The 17,886-nt window shown below is 64.1% G+C and carries 15 protein-coding genes and 1 pseudogene; all 16 read left to right on the forward strand.

The window, feature by feature from the left end; all coding sequences use genetic code 11:
- Positions 1-517, forward strand: a pseudogene (locus tag H928_RS33435) (ATP-dependent DNA ligase); the annotation flags it as partial.
- On the forward strand, positions 510-3,251 hold the full coding sequence (locus H928_RS27955) for a ligase-associated DNA damage response DEXH box helicase (RefSeq protein WP_021027185.1): 2,742 nt from the start codon (positions 510-512) through the stop codon (positions 3,249-3,251). The pseudogene H928_RS33435 and the gene H928_RS27955, both read left to right, overlap by 8 nt.
- Positions 3,251-3,955, forward strand: a complete 705-nt coding sequence (gene pdeM, locus H928_RS30190; protein WP_021027186.1) for a ligase-associated DNA damage response endonuclease PdeM — start codon at positions 3,251-3,253, stop codon at positions 3,953-3,955. Before H928_RS27955 ends, pdeM begins: the two co-directional genes overlap by 1 nt.
- A gap of 213 nt (positions 3,956-4,168) precedes the next feature.
- A complete protein-coding gene (locus tag H928_RS0114645; protein ID WP_021027187.1) occupies positions 4,169-5,209 on the forward strand; it encodes a hypothetical protein in 1,041 nt (346 codons plus the stop codon).
- 342 nt (positions 5,210-5,551) lie between these two features.
- Positions 5,552-7,630 carry a catalase gene (locus H928_RS0114650; protein ID WP_021027188.1) on the forward strand — a complete coding sequence of 693 codons (2,079 nt, stop codon included), beginning with the start codon at positions 5,552-5,554 and terminating at the stop codon, positions 7,628-7,630.
- Positions 7,631-7,925: 295 nt separating this feature from the next.
- On the forward strand, positions 7,926-9,290 hold the full coding sequence (locus H928_RS0114655) for a GntP family transporter (RefSeq protein WP_021027189.1): 1,365 nt from the start codon (positions 7,926-7,928) through the stop codon (positions 9,288-9,290).
- 100 nt (positions 9,291-9,390) lie between these two features.
- Positions 9,391-10,314, forward strand: a complete 924-nt coding sequence (ltnD, locus tag H928_RS0114660; RefSeq protein WP_021027190.1) for an L-threonate dehydrogenase — start codon at positions 9,391-9,393, stop codon at positions 10,312-10,314.
- A complete protein-coding gene (otnK, locus tag H928_RS0114665; RefSeq protein ID WP_021027191.1) occupies positions 10,311-11,588 on the forward strand; it encodes a 3-oxo-tetronate kinase in 1,278 nt (425 codons plus the stop codon). The genes ltnD and otnK overlap by 4 nt, the downstream gene beginning before the upstream one ends.
- A gap of 14 nt (positions 11,589-11,602) precedes the next feature.
- Positions 11,603-12,289 (forward strand): aldolase, encoded by a 687-nt coding sequence (locus H928_RS0114670; RefSeq protein WP_027010968.1) that lies wholly within the window; start codon positions 11,603-11,605, stop codon positions 12,287-12,289.
- A 67-nt stretch (positions 12,290-12,356) separates the two neighbouring features.
- Entirely contained in the window at positions 12,357-13,166 is an 810-nt protein-coding gene (gene otnI / locus H928_RS0114675; protein WP_021027193.1) for a 2-oxo-tetronate isomerase, read from the forward strand.
- 89 nt (positions 13,167-13,255) lie between these two features.
- Complete coding sequence (locus H928_RS0114680) at positions 13,256-14,101, forward strand: MurR/RpiR family transcriptional regulator (protein WP_021027194.1); 846 nt, start codon at positions 13,256-13,258, stop codon at positions 14,099-14,101.
- Between the two features lie 140 nt (positions 14,102-14,241).
- Complete coding sequence (locus H928_RS30875) at positions 14,242-14,526, forward strand: hypothetical protein (protein WP_021027195.1); 285 nt, start codon at positions 14,242-14,244, stop codon at positions 14,524-14,526.
- A gap of 135 nt (positions 14,527-14,661) precedes the next feature.
- Positions 14,662-14,973, forward strand: a complete 312-nt coding sequence (locus H928_RS30880) for a hypothetical protein (RefSeq protein ID WP_021027196.1) — start codon at positions 14,662-14,664, stop codon at positions 14,971-14,973.
- Positions 14,974-14,994: 21 nt separating this feature from the next.
- Entirely contained in the window at positions 14,995-15,444 is a 450-nt protein-coding gene (locus H928_RS0114690) for a hypothetical protein (RefSeq protein ID WP_021027197.1), read from the forward strand.
- Positions 15,445-15,888: 444 nt separating this feature from the next.
- Entirely contained in the window at positions 15,889-17,316 is a 1,428-nt protein-coding gene (locus tag H928_RS0114695) for an MFS transporter (RefSeq protein ID WP_021027198.1), read from the forward strand.
- Between the two features lie 9 nt (positions 17,317-17,325).
- Positions 17,326-17,886: aspartate/glutamate racemase family protein (locus H928_RS27965; protein ID WP_043340249.1), on the forward strand; the 561-nt coding region annotated here is incomplete at its 3' end.

Consider the following 17,886-nt stretch of genomic DNA (forward strand, 5'->3'; position numbering starts at 1 on the left):
GTTTGATGACTGGGAGGCACTGGCCCCCCTGCGCAACACCGCTGCGGAACGCAATGCCGAAGGCCTGATGCTGAAGGCGCTGGCATCGCCCTACAAGGAAGGCAGGCGCCGGGGCGATTGGTGGAAGTGGAAGGTGGACCCGTTCAGCATTGATGCGGTGCTGATCTATGCGCAAAGCGGCAGCGGCCGCCGCAGCACCTTGCACACCGACTACACCTTTGCGGTGTGGAGCGGCGATGCACTGGTGCCTGTTGCCAAGGCCTATTCGGGCCTCACCGATGTGGAGATTTTGCGGCTGGACAAATGGATCCGCAGCCACACGGTGGAGCGCTTTGGGCCGGTGCGCTCTGTCACGCCCAGCCTCGTGTTTGAGATTGCCTTTGAAGGCGTGAACCGTTCGACCCGCCACAAATCCGGCGTGGCAGTGCGCTTTCCGCGCATCTTGCGTTGGCGCGAGGACAAGACTGCGCAGGATGCCGACCAGCTGGGCGCCTTGCTGGAGTTGGCCGATGGCTGAGCGGACCGACACCACAGCCCCCAGCGACCGCGCAATGCAGCGCGCGGCCAAGCGTTGGCGCGACTGGTTGAAGGACCAGGACATAGGCGCGGCCGTCTTCCAGCAGCAGGCCTGGCGCGCTTATGCGGATGGGCACAGCGGTTTGATATCGGCGCCCACGGGGCGGGGCAAGACTTTGGCGGCGCTGGGGGGCCCGTTGATGCAGGCGATGGCTGAGGCCGAGACGCCCGAAGGCCGCGCAGCGCATGGCCCGCGCATGCTCTGGGTAACGCCCCTGCGCGCCCTGGCCAGCGACACCCGCGAACGCATCACCGGCCCGGTAGCGGCGGTGCTGCCGCATTGGCAAGTGGCGATGCGCACGGGAGATGCCACATCGCGCGACAAACGCCTGACCGACAACGGCAAGGCGCAACTGGTGGTGATAACGCCCGAATCCCTGGCGCTGCTGCTGAGCCATGAGCGCAGCCGCGAGCAGTTTAGCCAGCTGCGCTGCATTGTGGTGGATGAGTGGCATGAGCTGTTGCCCAGCAAGCGCGGGGTGCTGCTGCAGCTGAACCTGGCGCGCATCCAGGCGCTGGCACCGGGCGCGCAGGTCTGGGGCCTGTCGGCGACGATTGGCAACCTGGCAGAGGCCAGCGACGTGCTGCTGAGCGCCTGGCAGGTGAAGGAGCCGGCGCTGGTCCAGGACATGCGGCCCAAGCCTTTTCATCTGCACAGCATCACGCCGCCACTGGGAACGCGCATGCCCTGGGCGGGGCATTTGGGCCTGGCCAATCTGGGCGAGGTGGCCAAACTGGTGTTCAGCGCGCCCAGCACCATTGTGTTTACCAATACCCGCGCCCAGGCCGAGCTGTGGCACACGGCGCTGGCGAGCATCTGGCCGGAAGACGCTGACACCTTGGCGATCCACCATGGCTCGCTGGACCAGGGCGTGCGCCAGTCGGTGGAGCAGCGCTTGCGCGCAGGCACCCTGCGCTGTGTGGTGGCGACCAGTAGTTTGGATTTGGGCGTGGACTTCCCTGCGGTGGAGCGCGTAATCCAGATTGGCGGCGCACGGTCTGTGGCGCGCATGGTGCAGCGCGCTGGCCGCGCCAAGCACCGGCCTGGTGCTGCTGTGCATGTAGAAGCGGTTGCCACCCAGGCGATGGACCTGGCCGAGTTTGCCGCCGTGCGCGAGCTGGCCGAGGCCCAGGTGTATGAGCGGCGCGAGCCCCTGCGCCTGTGCTTTGATGTGCTGAGCCAGCATGCGATGAGCGCGGCGCTGGCGGGGGGCTTTAGGCCACCGGAACTACTGGCCGAGGTGCGGCGCACTGCCGCTTTTCGTGATCTGGGCGATGCGCAGTGGCAGGCGGTGCTGGCGTTTCTGGAGCATGGCAGCGACTCCCTTGTGCAATACCCGCAGTACGAGCGTCTGCACTGTGCCGATGGCCTGTGCCAGCCGGCCAACACCGGCGTGGTGCGCATGCACCGCATGTCGATCGGCACCATCACCGCGCATGGCGCAGTCAATGTGCAGTACCTGCGCGGCGCGCGGCTGGGCTCGGTCGAAGAGGCGTTTACTGCCCGCCTGAACGCTGGCGATGTGTTTAACTTTGCCGGCCGCAGCCTGGTGCTGGTGCGGCTGGAGAACAATACCGCCTGGGTGCGCCGCAGTGCCCAGGTGGGCCTGCTGACCCCCGCCTGGGCCGGCTCGCTGATGCCGATGTCCTCATCCCTGGGCGAACGTATGCAGCAGCTGCTGAGCCAAGCTGCTGCCAGCCCTGCCGCCGATGACGCGCCGCACGCCCGCGAGCTGCAATGGCTGCAGCCCTTGCTGCAGCTGCAAAGCCAGCGCTCGCTGGTGCCGGATGCGGGCCAACTGCTGATCGAGCAGGTGGGCCAAACCCAAGCCCCCCAGGCGGGCAAGGCGGCGCCGCTGTTTGTCTATCCTTTTGCCGGCCGTGTCGCGCATGAGGGGCTGGCGGTGCTGATTGCCACGCGCCTGGCGCATCGGCAAGCCAATACCTTTGCCTGGGCTTGCAATGAGATCGGGCTGATGGTCCAGCCCACCTTGCCCATCGATGCGAATACGGTGGACTGGGCAGAGATTTTCAAGCAGGACGGGCTTGACACCGATCTACGGTCCGCCGTGAACTTCAGCGAGTTGGCACGCAAGCGCTTCAAAGAGATTGCCCAGATTGCCGGCCTGGTGCAGTCCAAGGTGCCGGGCAAGAAGAGCCGCGCCAGCGATAGGCAGTTGCAGGTATCTGCCAGCCTGCTGTTTGATGTGCTGAGCAAGTACGACCCCGAGCATTTGCTGCTGCGCCAGGCCCGGCAAGAGGCGCTGGACCAGGAGCTGCACCTGCCAACGATGCAAAGGCTGCTGGCCAGCATTGCAGGGCGGCAGATCGCATTGCGCTTTCCGGCCAAGCACACGCCGTTCTCGTTTGGGCTGTGGGCGGAGAGCTTTCGCGGCCAGCTCAGCAATGAGACCTGGCAGGACAAGGTGCGGCGCATGGCTGAGCAGCAAGAGCGCCAGGCCAGGGGCGAGCCCACACCAGGCGCACTACGCTCCGCACGCGCACCACAAACACCACGACCGGGCGACCCGCGTAAGGGCACGCCACCGCAGCGCGCGCCCCACCCCGGCAGCCTTAACCAGGCCGCAACCAAGGCGGCGCCCAAGCAGGCCGCCCCCCGCAAGGGCACACGCAGCACTGCGCAGCGCGCGCCCCAACCACAGGACACCCACTAATGGCAGGGACGCAATCGGCACAGCTTTTCTCCCCCATCCAACTTTCGCCATCGCCCCAGGACCATGTCGCGGCCAGCATCGCCGGCATGGAGTTTCTGGTGTTAACTGAGCGCGCATTGTTCTGGCCCCAGGAAAGCCTGCTGATCATTGCCGACCTGCACCTGGGCAAGAGCGATATCTTCCGCCGCCGGGGCGTGGCCGTGCCGCTGGAAGTGCAGCGCCAGGACCTGCTGCGCCTGCACCAGATTCTGCAAAAGTGGCAGCCGCAGGAGCTGGTGATTCTGGGCGACTTTGTGCATGGCCGCTTTATTGGTGAAGACACCTTTCAGCTGTGGCAAAACCTGCGCCGCGCCAACCTCAAGACCCGCTTTAGCCTGACACGTGGCAACCATGACCGCTACCTGCAGACCGAGGCCCTGCTGCTCGATGACGTGCACACGCACCTGGCACGCAACCAGGTGCTGATGAGCCACGAGCCCATGGGCCCGGGCGTGCACCACTTTGCGCTCAATATCCACGGCCATGTGCACCCGGCCATGCGCGTGCCCCAGCTGCGCCAGCGCCTGCCTTGCCTGGCCTACTCTGCGCCTTATTTGAACCTGCCAGCGTTTTCTGAGTTCACCGGCTCGGGGCCTATGGCCGTGCAGCCACTGCATGCCTGGCTGTTTGCCGGCGAAGGCACCGCGCCGATTGCGGTGTATTGATGGCACTTTGCTGATCGCCAGCTTGCGCTCTCCCTGTCTCAGACGGTCACTGCATTCCTGCTGCCACAACGCCAAAAACCAAGCCCGGCGCGCCTTTGCGCAGATCGGCTGATGGCGCTAACAGCGAAGCGCGCACGGTCTGGCCCGCGTTTGGACTACAAACTTTTTGGGGGCCAAAAGCAGAATAAAGGCGTCATCTAACAAGGAATAGCCATGGTCACCACCTATGTAGAGGAAGAGCGCGTCGTCACCGGCGGCGCAGTGCCGCGCGCATTAGCGGGCAACAGCGAAAGTGCGGTCTCCTGGGCCGCCATTTTTGCGGGCGCATTGGCAGCAGCCGTGCTGTCGCTACTGCTGTTCATGCTGGGCATTGGCCTGGGCCTGTCGTCGGTCTCGGTCTGGTCGGGCCGTGGGGCCGACGGCGAGACGATTGGCTGGGGGGCAGTGGCCTGGCTGGCGTTCACGCAGCTGGCATCGGCCGGTGTGGGTGGCTATATTGCTGGCCGACTGCGCACCAAGTGGCAAGGCGTGCACACCGATGAGGTGTACTTCCGCGACACCGCCCATGGCTTTCTGTCCTGGGCGCTGGCGACGATGCTGATGGTGGCAGTAGCCGGCTCGGTGGCAGGAGCTGCGATCTCCGGCACGGCCAAGGCCGCCGGTGCGGTGGTGAGCGGCGCGGCCCAAGTGGTGGGCGGTGCAGCCAGTGGTGCCACCGGTGTGATCGGTGGTGCCGCCTCTGCCGCACTGACCGGCGCTGCTGGCGTGACCGCTGGCAAGGCCAATGAGCCAGGTTCGGACCTGAACTACTGGATCAACAGCCTGCTGCGCCAAGGTGGCCCTACCGAACAGCAAAAGCAGGACATGAAGGACAGCGCGCAAAACGCCGCCCAAAAGGCCCGCTCCGCCGCCGATGACGCCAGCGAGATGAGCAGCGTCTTCATGCATTCGCTGCAAGCGGGTTCGCTGTCCAACGACGACCGCCAGTACCTGGGCCGCCTGGTGGCACAGCGCACCGACATGGGCCAGGAAGAGTCCGAGAAGAAGGTGCAAGCCACCTACGACCAGGTCAAGCAACAGATCGACAAGGCCAAGCAAGCTGCGCAAGACGCCGAAGTGAAGGCCAAGCAAACGGCCGAGCAAGCCCGCAAGGCCACCGCCTACTCGCTGCTGTGGATGTTTGTGGTGCTGCTGATCGGGGCCTTTGTCGGCAGCCTGTCTGCCACCTTTGGCGGCCGCCAGCGCGACGCTTGAACCACCCTCTGCCTGACCTGATTTAACCCTTTTGCCTACGGGCAAGCCTAGAAAGGAAACACCATGCGATCCATCCTGCTTTGGCTGATTGGCGTGCCAATCCCGATCATCATTCTGATTGCCATCTTCTTCCATTAAGAAGATCGCTCCCCCAGCACCCAGGCCGCTCGATGAGCGGCCTTTTTGCGTTCGCCTGCGGCATCGGAGAAAACAGGCCGCCACCTCAGCCTACGCATACAGCCAAGCCCTCCAAACGCCTACAAGCGCGGCGTGGTGCAACTGTCATCCTTGGTGGTTCCAGCCCACCGGCTGACCACAACGCCAACCCCACGGAGATCCACGATGACCACTCGCAAATCGACCTCGTCCGCAGCAAAGACCCAAGGCAACGCAGGCGAGCTCCATGAGCAGGCCGGTGACGGCCACCCAGTGATGACGACGCAGCAAGGCATTCCGGTATCGGACAACCAGAACTCGCTGCGCGCCTATGGCCGAGGACCTACCCTGCTCGAAGACTTTGTGCTGCGCGAGAAGATCACGCACTTTGACCATGAGCGCATTCCAGAGCGCATCGTCCACGCACGCGGCACGGCAGCGCATGGCTATTTTGAGCTGAGCGATTCGCTGAAGAAATACACAACGGCGAAGGTGCTGACCGAAGTGGGCAAGAAGGTGCCGATCTTTGTGCGCATGTCCACCGTGGCGGGCGGCGCAGGCTCGGTCGATACGCCGCGTGATGTACGCGGCTTTGCGATCAAGCTCTATACCGACGAAGGCAACTGGGACCTGGTGGGCAACAATATTCCGGTGTTCTTTATCCAGGATGCGATGAAGTTCCCCGACTTGGTGCATGCCGTCAAGATGGAGCCGGACCGGGGCTTTCCGCAGGCAGCTTCTGCGCATGACACCTTCTGGGATTTCATCTCGCTGATGCCCGAGTCGATGCACATGATCATGTGGGCGATGAGCGACCGCGCCATCCCGCGCAGCCTGCGCACCATCGAAGGCTTTGGCGTGCACAGCTTTCGCCTCATCAACGACAAGGGCGAGAGCACCTTTGTGAAATTCCACTGGCGGCCCCAGCTGGGCATCCAGTCCACTGTCTGGGACGAGGCCGCCAAGCTGCAGTCTGCCGACAACGACTACCACCGCCGCGACCTGTTCGAGGCGATTGAAGCCGGCCATGCGCCCGCCTGGGATCTGTTTGTGCAGCTGTTCACGCAGGAAGAGGCCGATGCGTTGCCCTATGACCACCTGGACCCAACCAAGATCATTCCGGAAGAGGTGATTCCGCTCAAGAAGGTTGGCAGCTTTACCTTGGACCGCTGGCCGGACAACTTTTTTGCCGAGACCGAGCAGGTCGCGTTCTGCCCGGCCAATGTGCCGCCAGGCATTGATTTCTCCAACGATCCGCTGCTGCAGGGCCGCCTGTTCTCGTACCTGGACACGCAGCTCTCGCGCCTGGGCGGACCGAACTTTACGCAGATACCCGTGAATGCGCCCAAGTGCCCGTTTGCGCATACCCAGCGCGATGGCCATATGCAAACCCAGGTGCCCAAGGGCCGCGTAGCCTACGAGCCATCGAGCCTGGACCCGAACTCGCCCCGCGAATCGCGCGCCCAGGGCTTCCGCTCGTTTGCGCAGCCGTCCGAGGCCGATGCCAAGAGCCGCATCCGCCCCGAAAGCTTTGCCGACCACTACAGCCAGGCGCGCCTGTTCTACACCAGCCAAAGCGCGCTGGAACAAGCGCATATCGCCAGCGCCCTGGTGTTTGAGCTGTCCAAGGTGCAGACGCCCCATGTGCGTGAAGCTGTGGTCGCCCATCTGCTAGTGATTGACAGTGACCTGGGCAAGCGCGTGGCCAAGGGCCTGGGCCTGGCTGCGCTGCCCAAACCGGCCAAGCCAGCGGTGCCCGTGCAAGACCTGCCGCCCAGCCCTGCGCTGCGCATCATCGACCGCATGAAGCCGACCCTGGAAGGCCGCTGCGTTGCCATCCTGGTGGACGATGGCTCCAACGCCGAGAACGTGGCCGCGCTGCAAAAAGCCATCCTGGCCGAGAAGGCCATGGTCAAGATCATTGCGCCCAAGATTGGCGGCGCGACCTTGAGCGATGGCAAGCACATCGCCGCCGATGCCCAACTGGCCGGCGCGCCATCGGCGCAGTTTGATGCGGTTGCCTCTGTGATCCCGATGGCATCGGGCGAGATGCTGAGCAAGGACAGCGCCGCACAGGACTGGTTCCGCGATGCCTTTGGGCATCTGAAGGCGATTGCCGCATGCAAGGCCACGCATTTGATCCTGGATGCCGCTGGCGTAAAGCCCGATGAAGGCGTGTTTGAGCCCAAGGATGTGGCCGGCTTTATCAAGGGCGCGAAAACGCGCTTTTGGGACCGCGAGCCCAAGGTGCGTACCTTGGCTTGATGGCCAGGTTTAAGGGGCCGCCGATGGGCCCTTGATGCCCCGCCAGCAGGCGCTGCAGTGAAAGCTGTGGCGCCTTTTTTGCGTCCATCGCCAGCGAGCACCGGCCGATTCGAGCCTGCGCATGGGCCCAGCTTGTGCCCGCCAAAAACCCTGCAACGCCTCGGGAAAGTACCGCGCAAAGCCGCAGCAAGGCAATGCTATGATCCCGCAAAATTTGTATGATAACCATACCAGTCTCCCGAGGTTTTAGGGTCTCAGGAGTTCTTCTAACGAGTCAACGAGACAAGTCCTTCCTATGACGACCATTGCCCTTCTGAGCATTGCGGGCGCCAGCATTGCTGCGCTGTTGCTGCTCATCATCCGATTTGAAGTCCATGCCTTTGTGGCGCTGATGCTGGTAAGCCTGCTGGTGGCGCTGGCAACCGGCATACCGCTCGCGGAGATCATTCCCACCCTGATATCCGGCATGGGCGGCACCTTGGGGTCGGTGGCGATCCTGGTGGCGCTGGGGGCGATGCTGGGGCGGATGATCGAGGTATCCGGCGGAGCCAATACCCTGGCGCAGCGCTTTAGCCAACTGCTGGGCCCCAAGCGGGTGCCTGCGGCGCTGACGGCCGCCGCGCTGGTGCTGTCGATACCGGTGTTCTTTGATGTGGGCTTCATCATCCTGATCCCCATCATCTATGGCTTTTGCAAGGCGGGTGGCGTGAGCCCCATCAAGTACGGGCTGCCGGTGGCTGGCATCATGCTGGCCACCCATGTGGTGGTGCCACCGCACCCGGGCATTGTGGGCGGCGCGGCCGTGCTCTCGGCCGATGTGGGCTGGATCACGCTGATCGGTCTGGGCATCTGCATTCCGCTGGCCTTTGTCGCCCAGTGGGTGGGCGGCTATTTGAACCGCCGCCACTACGCGATGCAGCCGGAAGCCGAAGCGCAGTTCCGCAACTTTGGCAGCGGTGATGCCGCCGATGCGCCTGCCGCCAAGCTGCCCGGCGTGGGAGCGGTATTGACCCTGATCCTGGCCCCACTGGCGCTCATCATGCTGGGCACGACCGCCGCGACCATGCTGCCCAAGGGCGACGCGATGCGTGATTTTCTGGCCTTTACCGGCGCACCGGTGTTTGCGCTGATGGTAGCGATTGGCCTGGCCTTTGTGCTGCTGGTGCGCCCCTTGGGCTGGACGCGCAAGCGCACCAACGAGGTGATGGAATCGGCGCTGCCCGCAGCGGCCACGGTGATTTTGGTAACCGGCGCCGGTGGCGTGTTTGCCAAGGTGCTGACGGTGAGCGGCATTGGCTCGGCGCTGTCGCAGGCGCTGGCGGGCACGGGGCTGCCATTGATTTTGCTGGGTTTCATCATCTCGCTGGCGCTGCGCGCCGCGCAGGGCTCGGCAACAGTGGCCATTCTGACCACCTGCGGCCTGCTGGCCGAAAGCATCCACAGCGGCGGCTACAGCGCGGTGCAGGTCGCCGTGCTGACCGTCGCCATCGGCTTTGGCGGCCTGGGGCTGTCGCATGTCAATGACTCGGGCTTCTGGATTGTGACCCGCTACCTGGGCCTGAGCGTGGCCGATGGCCTGCGCAGCTGGACGGTGCTGACCACCGTGTTGGGCATCGCTGGCTTTGCGCTGACCTGCCTGGTCTGGGCGCTGGTGGCCTGATCCGCAGCCTGGCTTGCCGCTTGGCTATTTGTCACTTGCATTCTTGTGCGCCGGCCCCCGGCCGGGCATTCTCTATCTCTGATTCACGGGAGCATCTCCAATGACTACACAACAGCAAGGCGCCAAGGTGGGCGTCATCGGCCTGGGCGCCATGGGCCTGGGCATTGCCCAAACCTTGCGCAACCGGGGCTACCAGGTCCATGTCTGTGATGTGCGCCCGGGGGCGGCGGCAGACTTTGCCAGCGCCGGTGGCGTGGCCTGCGCCAACCCGGCCGCGCTGGCGGCCCAGGTGGATGTGGTGGTGTCCGTCGTCGTCAACGCCGCGCAGACCGAGGCCGTGCTGTTTGGCGAGCATGGCGCCGCTGCAGCGATGCGCCCCGGCAGCACCTTTGTGATGTGCTCCACCGTGGACCCGAACTGGTCGATCGCGCTGGAGGCACGCCTGGCCCAGAGCGGCGTGCTGTATGTCGATGGCCCCATCTCCGGCGGCGCGGCCAAGGCGGCGGCCGGCCAGATGACGATGATGACCTCGGCCACGCCTGCGGCCTACGCGGCAGCGGGCGATGTGCTCGATGCAATGGCCGGCAAGGTCTACCGCCTGGGCGACAAGGCGGGCGCGGGCAGCAAGGTCAAGATCATCAACCAGCTGCTGGCAGGGGTTCACATTGCGGCTGCGGCCGAGGCCATGGCCCTGGGCCTGCGTGAAGGCGTGGACGCTGCGGCGATCTACGAGGTCATCACCCACAGCGCCGGCAACAGCTGGATGTTTGAAAACCGCATGGCCCATGTGCTGGCGGGCGATTACACGCCGCTGTCGGCTGTCGATATCTTTGTGAAGGACCTGGGCCTGGTGCTGGATACCGCGCGCGCCAGCAAGTTTCCGCTGCCGCTGGCGGCCACTGCGCACCAGATGTTTATGCAGGCATCGACAGCCGGCTATGCCAAGGAAGACGACAGCGCGGTGATCAAGATCTTCCCCGGCATCACCCTGCCCCAAGCCGCCAACGACGGAGGCCAGCGATGAGCAAGACTGCCTTGAAGCTGGGCTGCATTGCCGACGACTTTACCGGCGCCACCGACCTAGCCAACAACCTGGTGCGTGCCGGCATGCGCGTGGTGCAGACCATTGGCGTGCCCAGCGGCCCGCTGGATGCTGAGGTGGATGCCGTGGTGGTGGCCCTCAAGTCGCGCACCATCCCGGCCGATGAGGCCGTCACCCAGTCGCTGGAGGCCCTGCGCTGGCTGCAGGGCCAGGGCACGCAGCAGATCTATTTCAAATACTGCTCCACCTTTGACAGCACCGCCGCCGGCAATATCGGCCCGGTGACGGATGCGTTGATGGATGCGCTGGGCAGCGACTTCAGCATCGCCACCCCGGCCTTTCCAGACAACAAGCGCACGGTCTTCAAAGGCTATCTTTTTGCCGGCGATGTGCTGCTGAACGAGAGCGGCATGCAGAACCACCCGCTGACCCCCATGACCGACCCCAACCTGGTGCGCGTGCTGCAGTCGCAGACCCGGCGCAAGGTGGGCTTGATCGACCACAGCGTGGTGGCCCAGGGCGCAGACGCCATCCGCAGCCGCATTGCGGCGCTGAAGGCCGACGGCGTGGGCATTGCGATTGTCGATGCGGTATCGAACGATGACCTGCTGCGCATGGGCCCGGCGCTGGCGGATCTGCCGCTGGTGACCGCCGGCTCGGGCGTCGCCATTGCGCTGCCCGCCAACTTTGGCCTGCAACCCAGCAACCAGGCTGCCGCCTTGCCTGCGGCCAGCGGCCTGCAGGCGGTGGTGTCGGGCAGTTGCTCGGTAGCGACCAATGCCCAGGTGGCGCACTTTATCGCCAGCGGCCGCCCGGCACTTGCGATCGAGCCGCTGCGCATGGCCGCTGGTGACGATGTGGTGCGCGAGGCGCTCGACTGGGCCCGCCCGCATCTGGCCAGCGGCCCAGTGCTGGTCTACTCCACCGCCGAGCCCGATGCAGTGCGCAGCATCCAGGCCCAGCTGGGCGTGGAGCAGGCAGGCGCCTTGGTCGAGCAAACCCTGGCCGCGATTGCGCGCGGCCTGGTGGAGCTGGGCGTGCGCCAGCTGGTGGTGGCCGGTGGCGAAACCTCAGGCGCCTGCGTGCAGGCGCTGGGCATTGCGCAGATGCGCATTGGCGGCCAGATCGACCCGGGTGTGCCTTGGTGCCATGCGGCCAGCCCGGCAGCGCCCGAGGGCTTGCATATCGCGCTCAAATCGGGCAACTTTGGCAGTTCCGATTTCTTCACCAAGGCATTCACCGCTTTGCAAGGCTGAACACCATGGTCTTTATGGACGAACCCAGCGCCCGCGCCGAGATCTGCCGGGTAGGCGCATCGCTGTTCCAGCGCGGCTATGTGCATGCCAGCGCCGGCAATATCAGTGTGCGCCTGGCCGATGGCTTCCTGATCACCCCGACCGATGCAAGCCTGGGCCAGTTGCAGCCCGAGCGCCTGGCCAAGCTCGATCTGCAAGGCCAGCAGCTGAGCGGTGACCGCGCCAGCAAGACCATCGTGCTGCACCGGCGCATTTACGAGGCCAGCGCCAACACGCCGACACCGGCCGGCTGCGTGATCCACACCCACAGCCGCCAGCTGGTGGCCTGCTCGCTGCAAGCCACTGCCGTGCCGGGTGTGGCGCCTGCTGCCGAGCTGCTGCCTGCGCTGACGCCCTACTTTGTGATGAAGGTCGGCCGTGTGCCGCATATCCCCTACCACCGCCCCGGCTCGCCCGATGCGGCGCAGGCCGTGGCCGAGGCGATTGCGCAGTACGCAGCCGCCGGCAAGCCGATCCGCGCGGTGATGCTGGCACGCCTGGGCCCCAATGTCTGGCACGAGAGCCCGGCTGCCGCCATGGCCGCGCTGGAAGAGCTGGAAGAAACCGCCCTGCTCTGGAACCAATGCCGCCAGCAACCACCCGCGCCGCTGAGCGAAGCCCAGATTGACGAGCTGCGCCAAAGCTTTGGCGCCCACTGGTAAAACCTCATCCTGCCTGGCACGCACAGATCTTCTGCTTGCCAGCCGCCCCTTTTTTGGAAAGCACCCCATGCCCCGTTTTGCTGCCAACCTGTCCATGCTCTACAACGACCTGGACTTTCTGGACCGCTTTGCCGCCGCCGCCCGTGATGGTTTTACGGCGGTGGAGTATCTCTTCCCCTACGCCTACGCGCCCGAGCAACTGGCAGCCTTGCTGCAGCAGCAGGGCCTGCAGCAGGTGCTGTTCAATGCACCGCCGGGCGACTGGGACCGGGGCGAGCGCGGCATTGCCTGCATCCTTGGGCGTGAGGCCGAGTTCCGCGACGGCATTGCGCAGGCGCTGCGCTATGCCAAGGCGTTGCAATGCCCACGCCTGCATGTGATGGCCGGCCTGGTGCCTGCGGGCGCAGATGCCGCTACCGTGCGCGCCACCTACATCGCCAATATCCGCCATGCGGCCGAGCAAGCGGCGGCGCAGGGTGTGCGCATTCTGCTAGAACCCATCAATGGCCGCGATATGCCCGGCTTCTTCCTGAGCCGCCAGGACCAGGCCCATGCCTTGGTCGCAGAGATGGGCGCCGCCAATGTGCAGGTGCAGATGGACCTCTACCACTGCCAGATCGTCGAAGGTGACCTGGCGATGAAGATCCGCCAGTACCTACCCACCGGCCAGGTCGGCCATATCCAGATTGCTGGCGTGCCCGAACGCCATGAGCCCGATGTGGGCGAGCTGAACTACCCCTATCTGTTTGCGCTGCTGGACCGCCTGGGCTGGGACGGCTGGATTGGCTGCGAGTACAAGCCCGCGCGCGGCGCAGCGCCCCATGCCACCAGCGATGGCCTGGGCTGGCTCAAGCCCTATCTGGCAAAGGCTGAGTAAGCGGCTACACGCACCGCCATGGTGGATGGAGTGCCCTAGAATCCCCTCATCCCTCTTTAGCCGCAGGCCCACCAGCCCGCCGCCCTGCGATGCGAACACCAGCGACCGAATCCTTTTTGCAGCGGGTGCGCCAGCACCTGCAGGCACTGCCCGCCACCGAGCGGCAACTGGCCGACTTTGTGCTGGAGTTCCCCGGTGAGCTGGCCAGCTATGCCGGCAATGAGCTGGCCCAACTGGCAAAGGTGTCGCCCTCGACGGTAAGCCGCTTTATCCGGCGCCTGGGCTATGAGAACTACGAAGAAGCGCGCCGCCAGGTGCGCGAGGACAAGCAAAGCGGCTCACCGCTGTTCCAGTCGGCGGCCGAGGCTTTTCAGCGCGGGCAGATGCTGGCCACGCACCGCGAGCGGTCGCTCGCCAACCTGATCAACACCCTGGACCAGCTGAGCGAGCCACAGCTGAGCGAGATCGTGCAGGCCATCATCGCCGCGCGCCAGGTGCTCATCTTTGGCAGCCGCAGCAGCCATGCCTTTGCGCAGTACCTGCGCTGGCAGATCATCCAGGTGGTGCCCCAGGTCATCAGCCTGCCCGGCCCGGGCGAAACACTTGCCGAGTACACCGCCAGCCTCAGCCAAAACGACTGCGTCATCGTCTTTGGCATGCGCCGCCAGACCCGCCAGATGGCCGCACTGCTGGCGAGCGCCAGCAAGGCGGGTGCCGCTGTGCTGCTGGTCAGCGACCAGGCCTCCCCCCACTATGCCGCTGCCACCTGGTCCATCCAGTGCGACTGCCATGGCCCAGGCCTCTTGGACAACCATGTGGCCGTGATGGCCGTTTGCGACCTGCTGGCCACCATGGTGCTGGAGGCTGCGGGAGCGCCGGGGCGCAAGCGCCTGGCTGCGATTGAGCAGCAGCATGAGCAGCACCGGGAGTTTTGATGCTGGCTGGGCTGCACTGGCGCGATGCAGGCCCGCTGCCCAACCAGTGATCGATGAAAGTCGGGCGACGACAGCCACCATCGGACGCTCGCGACCGCCTACTCGACATTCGACTGACAGGCCGCAAGCCAAAGAAACGTATGCATCAAAAGATCACACTCGACGTCCGATATGACCAGCCGCAACAGATGTGGGCCGCGGTATTGGACGCCTACGGAGCCATGCCGGGATGGATTGAATCAGACGATTTTCCGCATTGGTTCGGATCTGAAGGTGATGCGAAGTATGTGACGGCGTCCGTGGAGCCCAGTGGGATCGTTTTTGAGGGAGAAATGGAGAGCCGCGAATGGGAGCAATGGGTCGCTCAGCTTTGTGCTCAACTCTCGACTGCCCTGGGTCGCCCCGTTCGAGACGCAGAGGACTAACCAAGGGTCTTGATTAAAGTTGGGCAACGCCTGCAATGGTCGGTCGGCGACCATGATAGATGGGCCAGGAATCGCTAACCGGATTTGGATCACAATCTGATTCAAATCGGACTGCCACTTCAAACCGGAATATCCATGCCCGAGTTCTTGCTCTGCCGTGTTGAAGATACGTTTCTTGTGTCTGGGCGCGGCCTCATCATTGCTCCCGGCTTTCCCGCCTCCGCCTATCGATTCGATGCCAACCAGCAGGTTCGCGTTGTCCGACCAGACAGCGAGAACCTTGAATGCAGCGCTGTCTTCCAAATTCCATTCCAGACGCCACCAGCGAAAGTGCTCAGTTTCTTTTGCACGCTACCTGCAGCTACCAAGCAGAGTGTCCCGATTGGCAGTGAAATTTGGCTGCTGGGGAGGAACGAGAGCGATGTGAAACTGACTGCAGATGCCTGACGGCTGTGGATTCAACTGGTCATGATAGACAACAATAAACAAACTTTCGATGATGCCAAGATCGCCCGCCTCTGCCTCGCTTATATCGAGCGGGCCTCCATGAAGCAGGATATTTGGGCCCACACAATACTATCCAGAGTTGACCCTCGTATTCCCCACCAATATCAACTCGAACCCGGCGAATTGCCGATCGTGTCGTCCTATATTTCGTCAACGAGCTGGTCCATTTTGACGTCACGCATGGTGGCCGGGAAGTATTTAACCCAGACAATTAAGGTCGCAACAAGGGATATACAGTCTGTCGATTTCGGCGCCTTTAAGGAAGACTCGGTCGGAGTAATGATCCTGAGCACGGGTGACTCAGAGGAGATGAGGCTGCAGTATGAAGCCGGCGCTGCTTCAATGGCGGCCATCCACTATTTTCAATTTTGGCAGCGCAAGGTGCCATACCTACACCTCCTTATAGGTTAGGAGTGATTGAGACGATCCCGCCCGAGGCCAGATGTCTGCTTTGGAACGAACTGAACTTCGGCTTTGGAGCGTTTAGAGCCAGCCACAAGCGACATCGTCCCAGTCCCATCAACACTTCCACTTTGTAGATCGGCCGCTGCAACGCTGGCGCATGGAGTATTTGTGCCCTGGCGCCCTCAGCCCTCTCCCTATTGGTCTCAGCCCCTATCGCCACAGCTACCTACGCAGCCCATCAGCTGCCGGGCCTACCTTAACGTCCCCACCGCCCTGATCCCCAACGCCACCATGGATGGCACGTTGCTTGCTATAGCCTGCTTGGTGCATGAAATTTTAATTTCACATGCACCATATTAGTGAAATACCTATACCAAACTTCGATGAACTGCCCAACACTGGCGCAGCGATCCGAATCGAGCAAGTACGACTCTTCTCAAGGAGCTTTCAATGGCTGGTGGACCTGCACTTTCCTCTGCACCCGACTCTCCCAAGGTGGCCGAACTCGACCAGGCCCTGGACAAGATTGGGGTGACCCGCTCGCACCACACGATCATCTTTTTGATCCTGATTGGCTGCCTGTTTGACAGCTTTGAGCAGAACGCGGTCGGCATCATCGGGCCCATGCTCAAGGAGCAATGGGGGCTGACAGCGTCGGACATCGGCATGCTCAACTCGGTGACCTTTGCCTGCGCGGCGATTGGCCGCATCGTCTCGGGCTATATCGCAGACCGCTATGGCCGCCGCGTGATGCTGACGGTGGACCTCTTGCTGTTCACGATTGGTGCGGGCATCTGCGCGATGGCGCCCAATCTGGCGGTGATGGCGCTGGGCCGGGCGGTGGTGGGCTTTGGCCTGGGGGGTGAGATTGCGATTGCGGTCACCATGCTGTCGGAGTTCTGCTCGTCCAAGTTCCGGGGCACGGCGGTGGGCCTGGTGAATGTGGGCGCGGGCGGGCTGGGCAATTTTCTGGCGCCGGCCTTTGGCCTCTTGGTGTTCTGGATCTTCCCCGGCGACAACGGCTGGCGCTGGCTCTTTGTCTGCCTGATGGTGCCGGCGCTGCTGGCCGCGTTCTACCGCCGCTACATCCCCGAGACACCGCGTTTTCTGCTGTCGCAAGGCCGCATTGCCGAGACCAATGCGGTGCTGACGCGCCTGGCATCGGGCAAGCTGGCGGGCGCCGCGCAAGCCGCCCACCCCTATATCAGCGATGACGGCGCCAGTACCACGGCGGCCAAGATCAAGGTGCGCATTACCGAGATTTTCCGGGGCGCGCTGGGCCGCCGCACCGTGCCGCTGTGCATCACCATCTGGATGACCTATGGCGCGCAGATTTCGGTGCTGACCTTGATGCCGACGATTCTGGTGGGCTTGGGCTACAGCATGTCCAAGAGCCTGCTGTTCACGATGGTGATGCAAAGCGGCAGCCTGCTGGGCGCGATTGCGGCATCAGCGCTGGGCTTTCACTTTCCGCGCAAACGGGTGCTGACGGCCGGCGCCATCTGCGCCTGCCTGGCGGCGCTGACGATTGGCTTTGCCGCCAAGAGCATTGTGGTGCTGCTGATCGCCGGGGCCACCTTCCAGTTCTTTGTGCTGCTGCTCAACACCACCATCTGGATCTATGCGCCCGAGCTTTACCCCACCCGCGTGCGCGCCTTTGGCACCGCCTTCATCCTGGCCACCGGCACGGCCGCCGGTGCGCTGATGCCGCTGGTCGCTGGCCGCCTGTTTGATGGTTTTGGCCTGGGCGGCGTGTTTGGCCTGGCCGCTGCGATGTACCTGATCTTCATCATCAGCGTGCAATGCGTGCCCGAGACCTATGGCCGCTCCCCCGATGCCGAGCCGCTGGCTGGCACGCCTGCCACGGCCCAATCCTAGTTTTGCTGCATGCCCAAAATCCTGCTGATCAACCCCAATGCTTCCGAGGCCACCACCACGATGATGGCCGATATTGCCCAGCGCTCGGCACCCGCGCAGTGGCAGATTCTGCCCCGCACCGCCGGCAAGGGCCCGTCGATGATCGTCAACGCGACCGAGCTGGCGCAAGCTGCACTGGAGGTGGAAGACTGCTGGCGCGAGGCGCCCAGCGATTGCGCCGGCACCATCATCAGCGCCTTTGGTGACCCGGGGCTGGAGCGGCTGCGGGCCTTGAGCGCCGTGCCCGTCGTCGGCATTGCCGAGGCCTCGATGCTGGAGGCGGCCGGTGGTGGCCGGCGCTTTGGCGTGGCCACCGTCACGCCCGATTTGGTGGAGCCGATTGCCGGGCGCGTGGCTGCCGTGGGTTTGACACACCTCTACACCGGCATCCGCCTGACAGAAGGCGACCCACGTGCGCTGGCTGGTGATGCCCAGGCCTTGGAGGAAGCACTGGCGCAAGCCGTGCAACGCTGTGTGGACGAGGATGGCGCGCAGGCCGTGATCATTGGCGGCGGCCCGCTGGGCCAGGCC

The organism is Comamonas sp. B-9, assembly GCF_000410635.1.
Taxonomy (GTDB): Bacteria; Pseudomonadota; Gammaproteobacteria; order Burkholderiales; family Burkholderiaceae_C; genus Comamonas.

What these genes read in the sequence shown, in the direction of transcription:
- H928_RS0114650 (WP_021027188.1), top strand. Translation starts at nt 5,552, where the DNA reads ATGACCACTCGCAAATCGACCTCGTCCGCAGCAAAGACCCAAGGCAAC.
- H928_RS0114645 (WP_021027187.1), top strand. Translation starts at nt 4,169, where the DNA reads ATGGTCACCACCTATGTAGAGGAAGAGCGCGTCGTCACCGGCGGCGCA.
- ltnD (WP_021027190.1), top strand. Translation starts at nt 9,391, where the DNA reads ATGACTACACAACAGCAAGGCGCCAAGGTGGGCGTCATCGGCCTGGGC.
- H928_RS30880 (WP_021027196.1), top strand. Translation starts at nt 14,662, where the DNA reads ATGCCCGAGTTCTTGCTCTGCCGTGTTGAAGATACGTTTCTTGTGTCT.
- H928_RS0114690 (WP_021027197.1), top strand. Translation starts at nt 14,995, where the DNA reads ATGATAGACAACAATAAACAAACTTTCGATGATGCCAAGATCGCCCGC.
- otnI (WP_021027193.1), top strand. Translation starts at nt 12,357, where the DNA reads ATGCCCCGTTTTGCTGCCAACCTGTCCATGCTCTACAACGACCTGGAC.
- otnK (WP_021027191.1), top strand. Translation starts at nt 10,311, where the DNA reads ATGAGCAAGACTGCCTTGAAGCTGGGCTGCATTGCCGACGACTTTACC.
- H928_RS27955 (WP_021027185.1), top strand. Translation starts at nt 510, where the DNA reads ATGGCTGAGCGGACCGACACCACAGCCCCCAGCGACCGCGCAATGCAG.
- H928_RS0114680 (WP_021027194.1), top strand. Translation starts at nt 13,256, where the DNA reads ATGCGAACACCAGCGACCGAATCCTTTTTGCAGCGGGTGCGCCAGCAC.
- H928_RS30875 (WP_021027195.1), top strand. Translation starts at nt 14,242, where the DNA reads ATGCATCAAAAGATCACACTCGACGTCCGATATGACCAGCCGCAACAG.
- pdeM (WP_021027186.1), top strand. Translation starts at nt 3,251, where the DNA reads ATGGCAGGGACGCAATCGGCACAGCTTTTCTCCCCCATCCAACTTTCG.
- H928_RS0114655 (WP_021027189.1), top strand. Translation starts at nt 7,926, where the DNA reads ATGACGACCATTGCCCTTCTGAGCATTGCGGGCGCCAGCATTGCTGCG.
- H928_RS0114670 (WP_027010968.1), top strand. Translation starts at nt 11,603, where the DNA reads ATGGACGAACCCAGCGCCCGCGCCGAGATCTGCCGGGTAGGCGCATCG.
- H928_RS0114695 (WP_021027198.1), top strand. Translation starts at nt 15,889, where the DNA reads ATGGCTGGTGGACCTGCACTTTCCTCTGCACCCGACTCTCCCAAGGTG.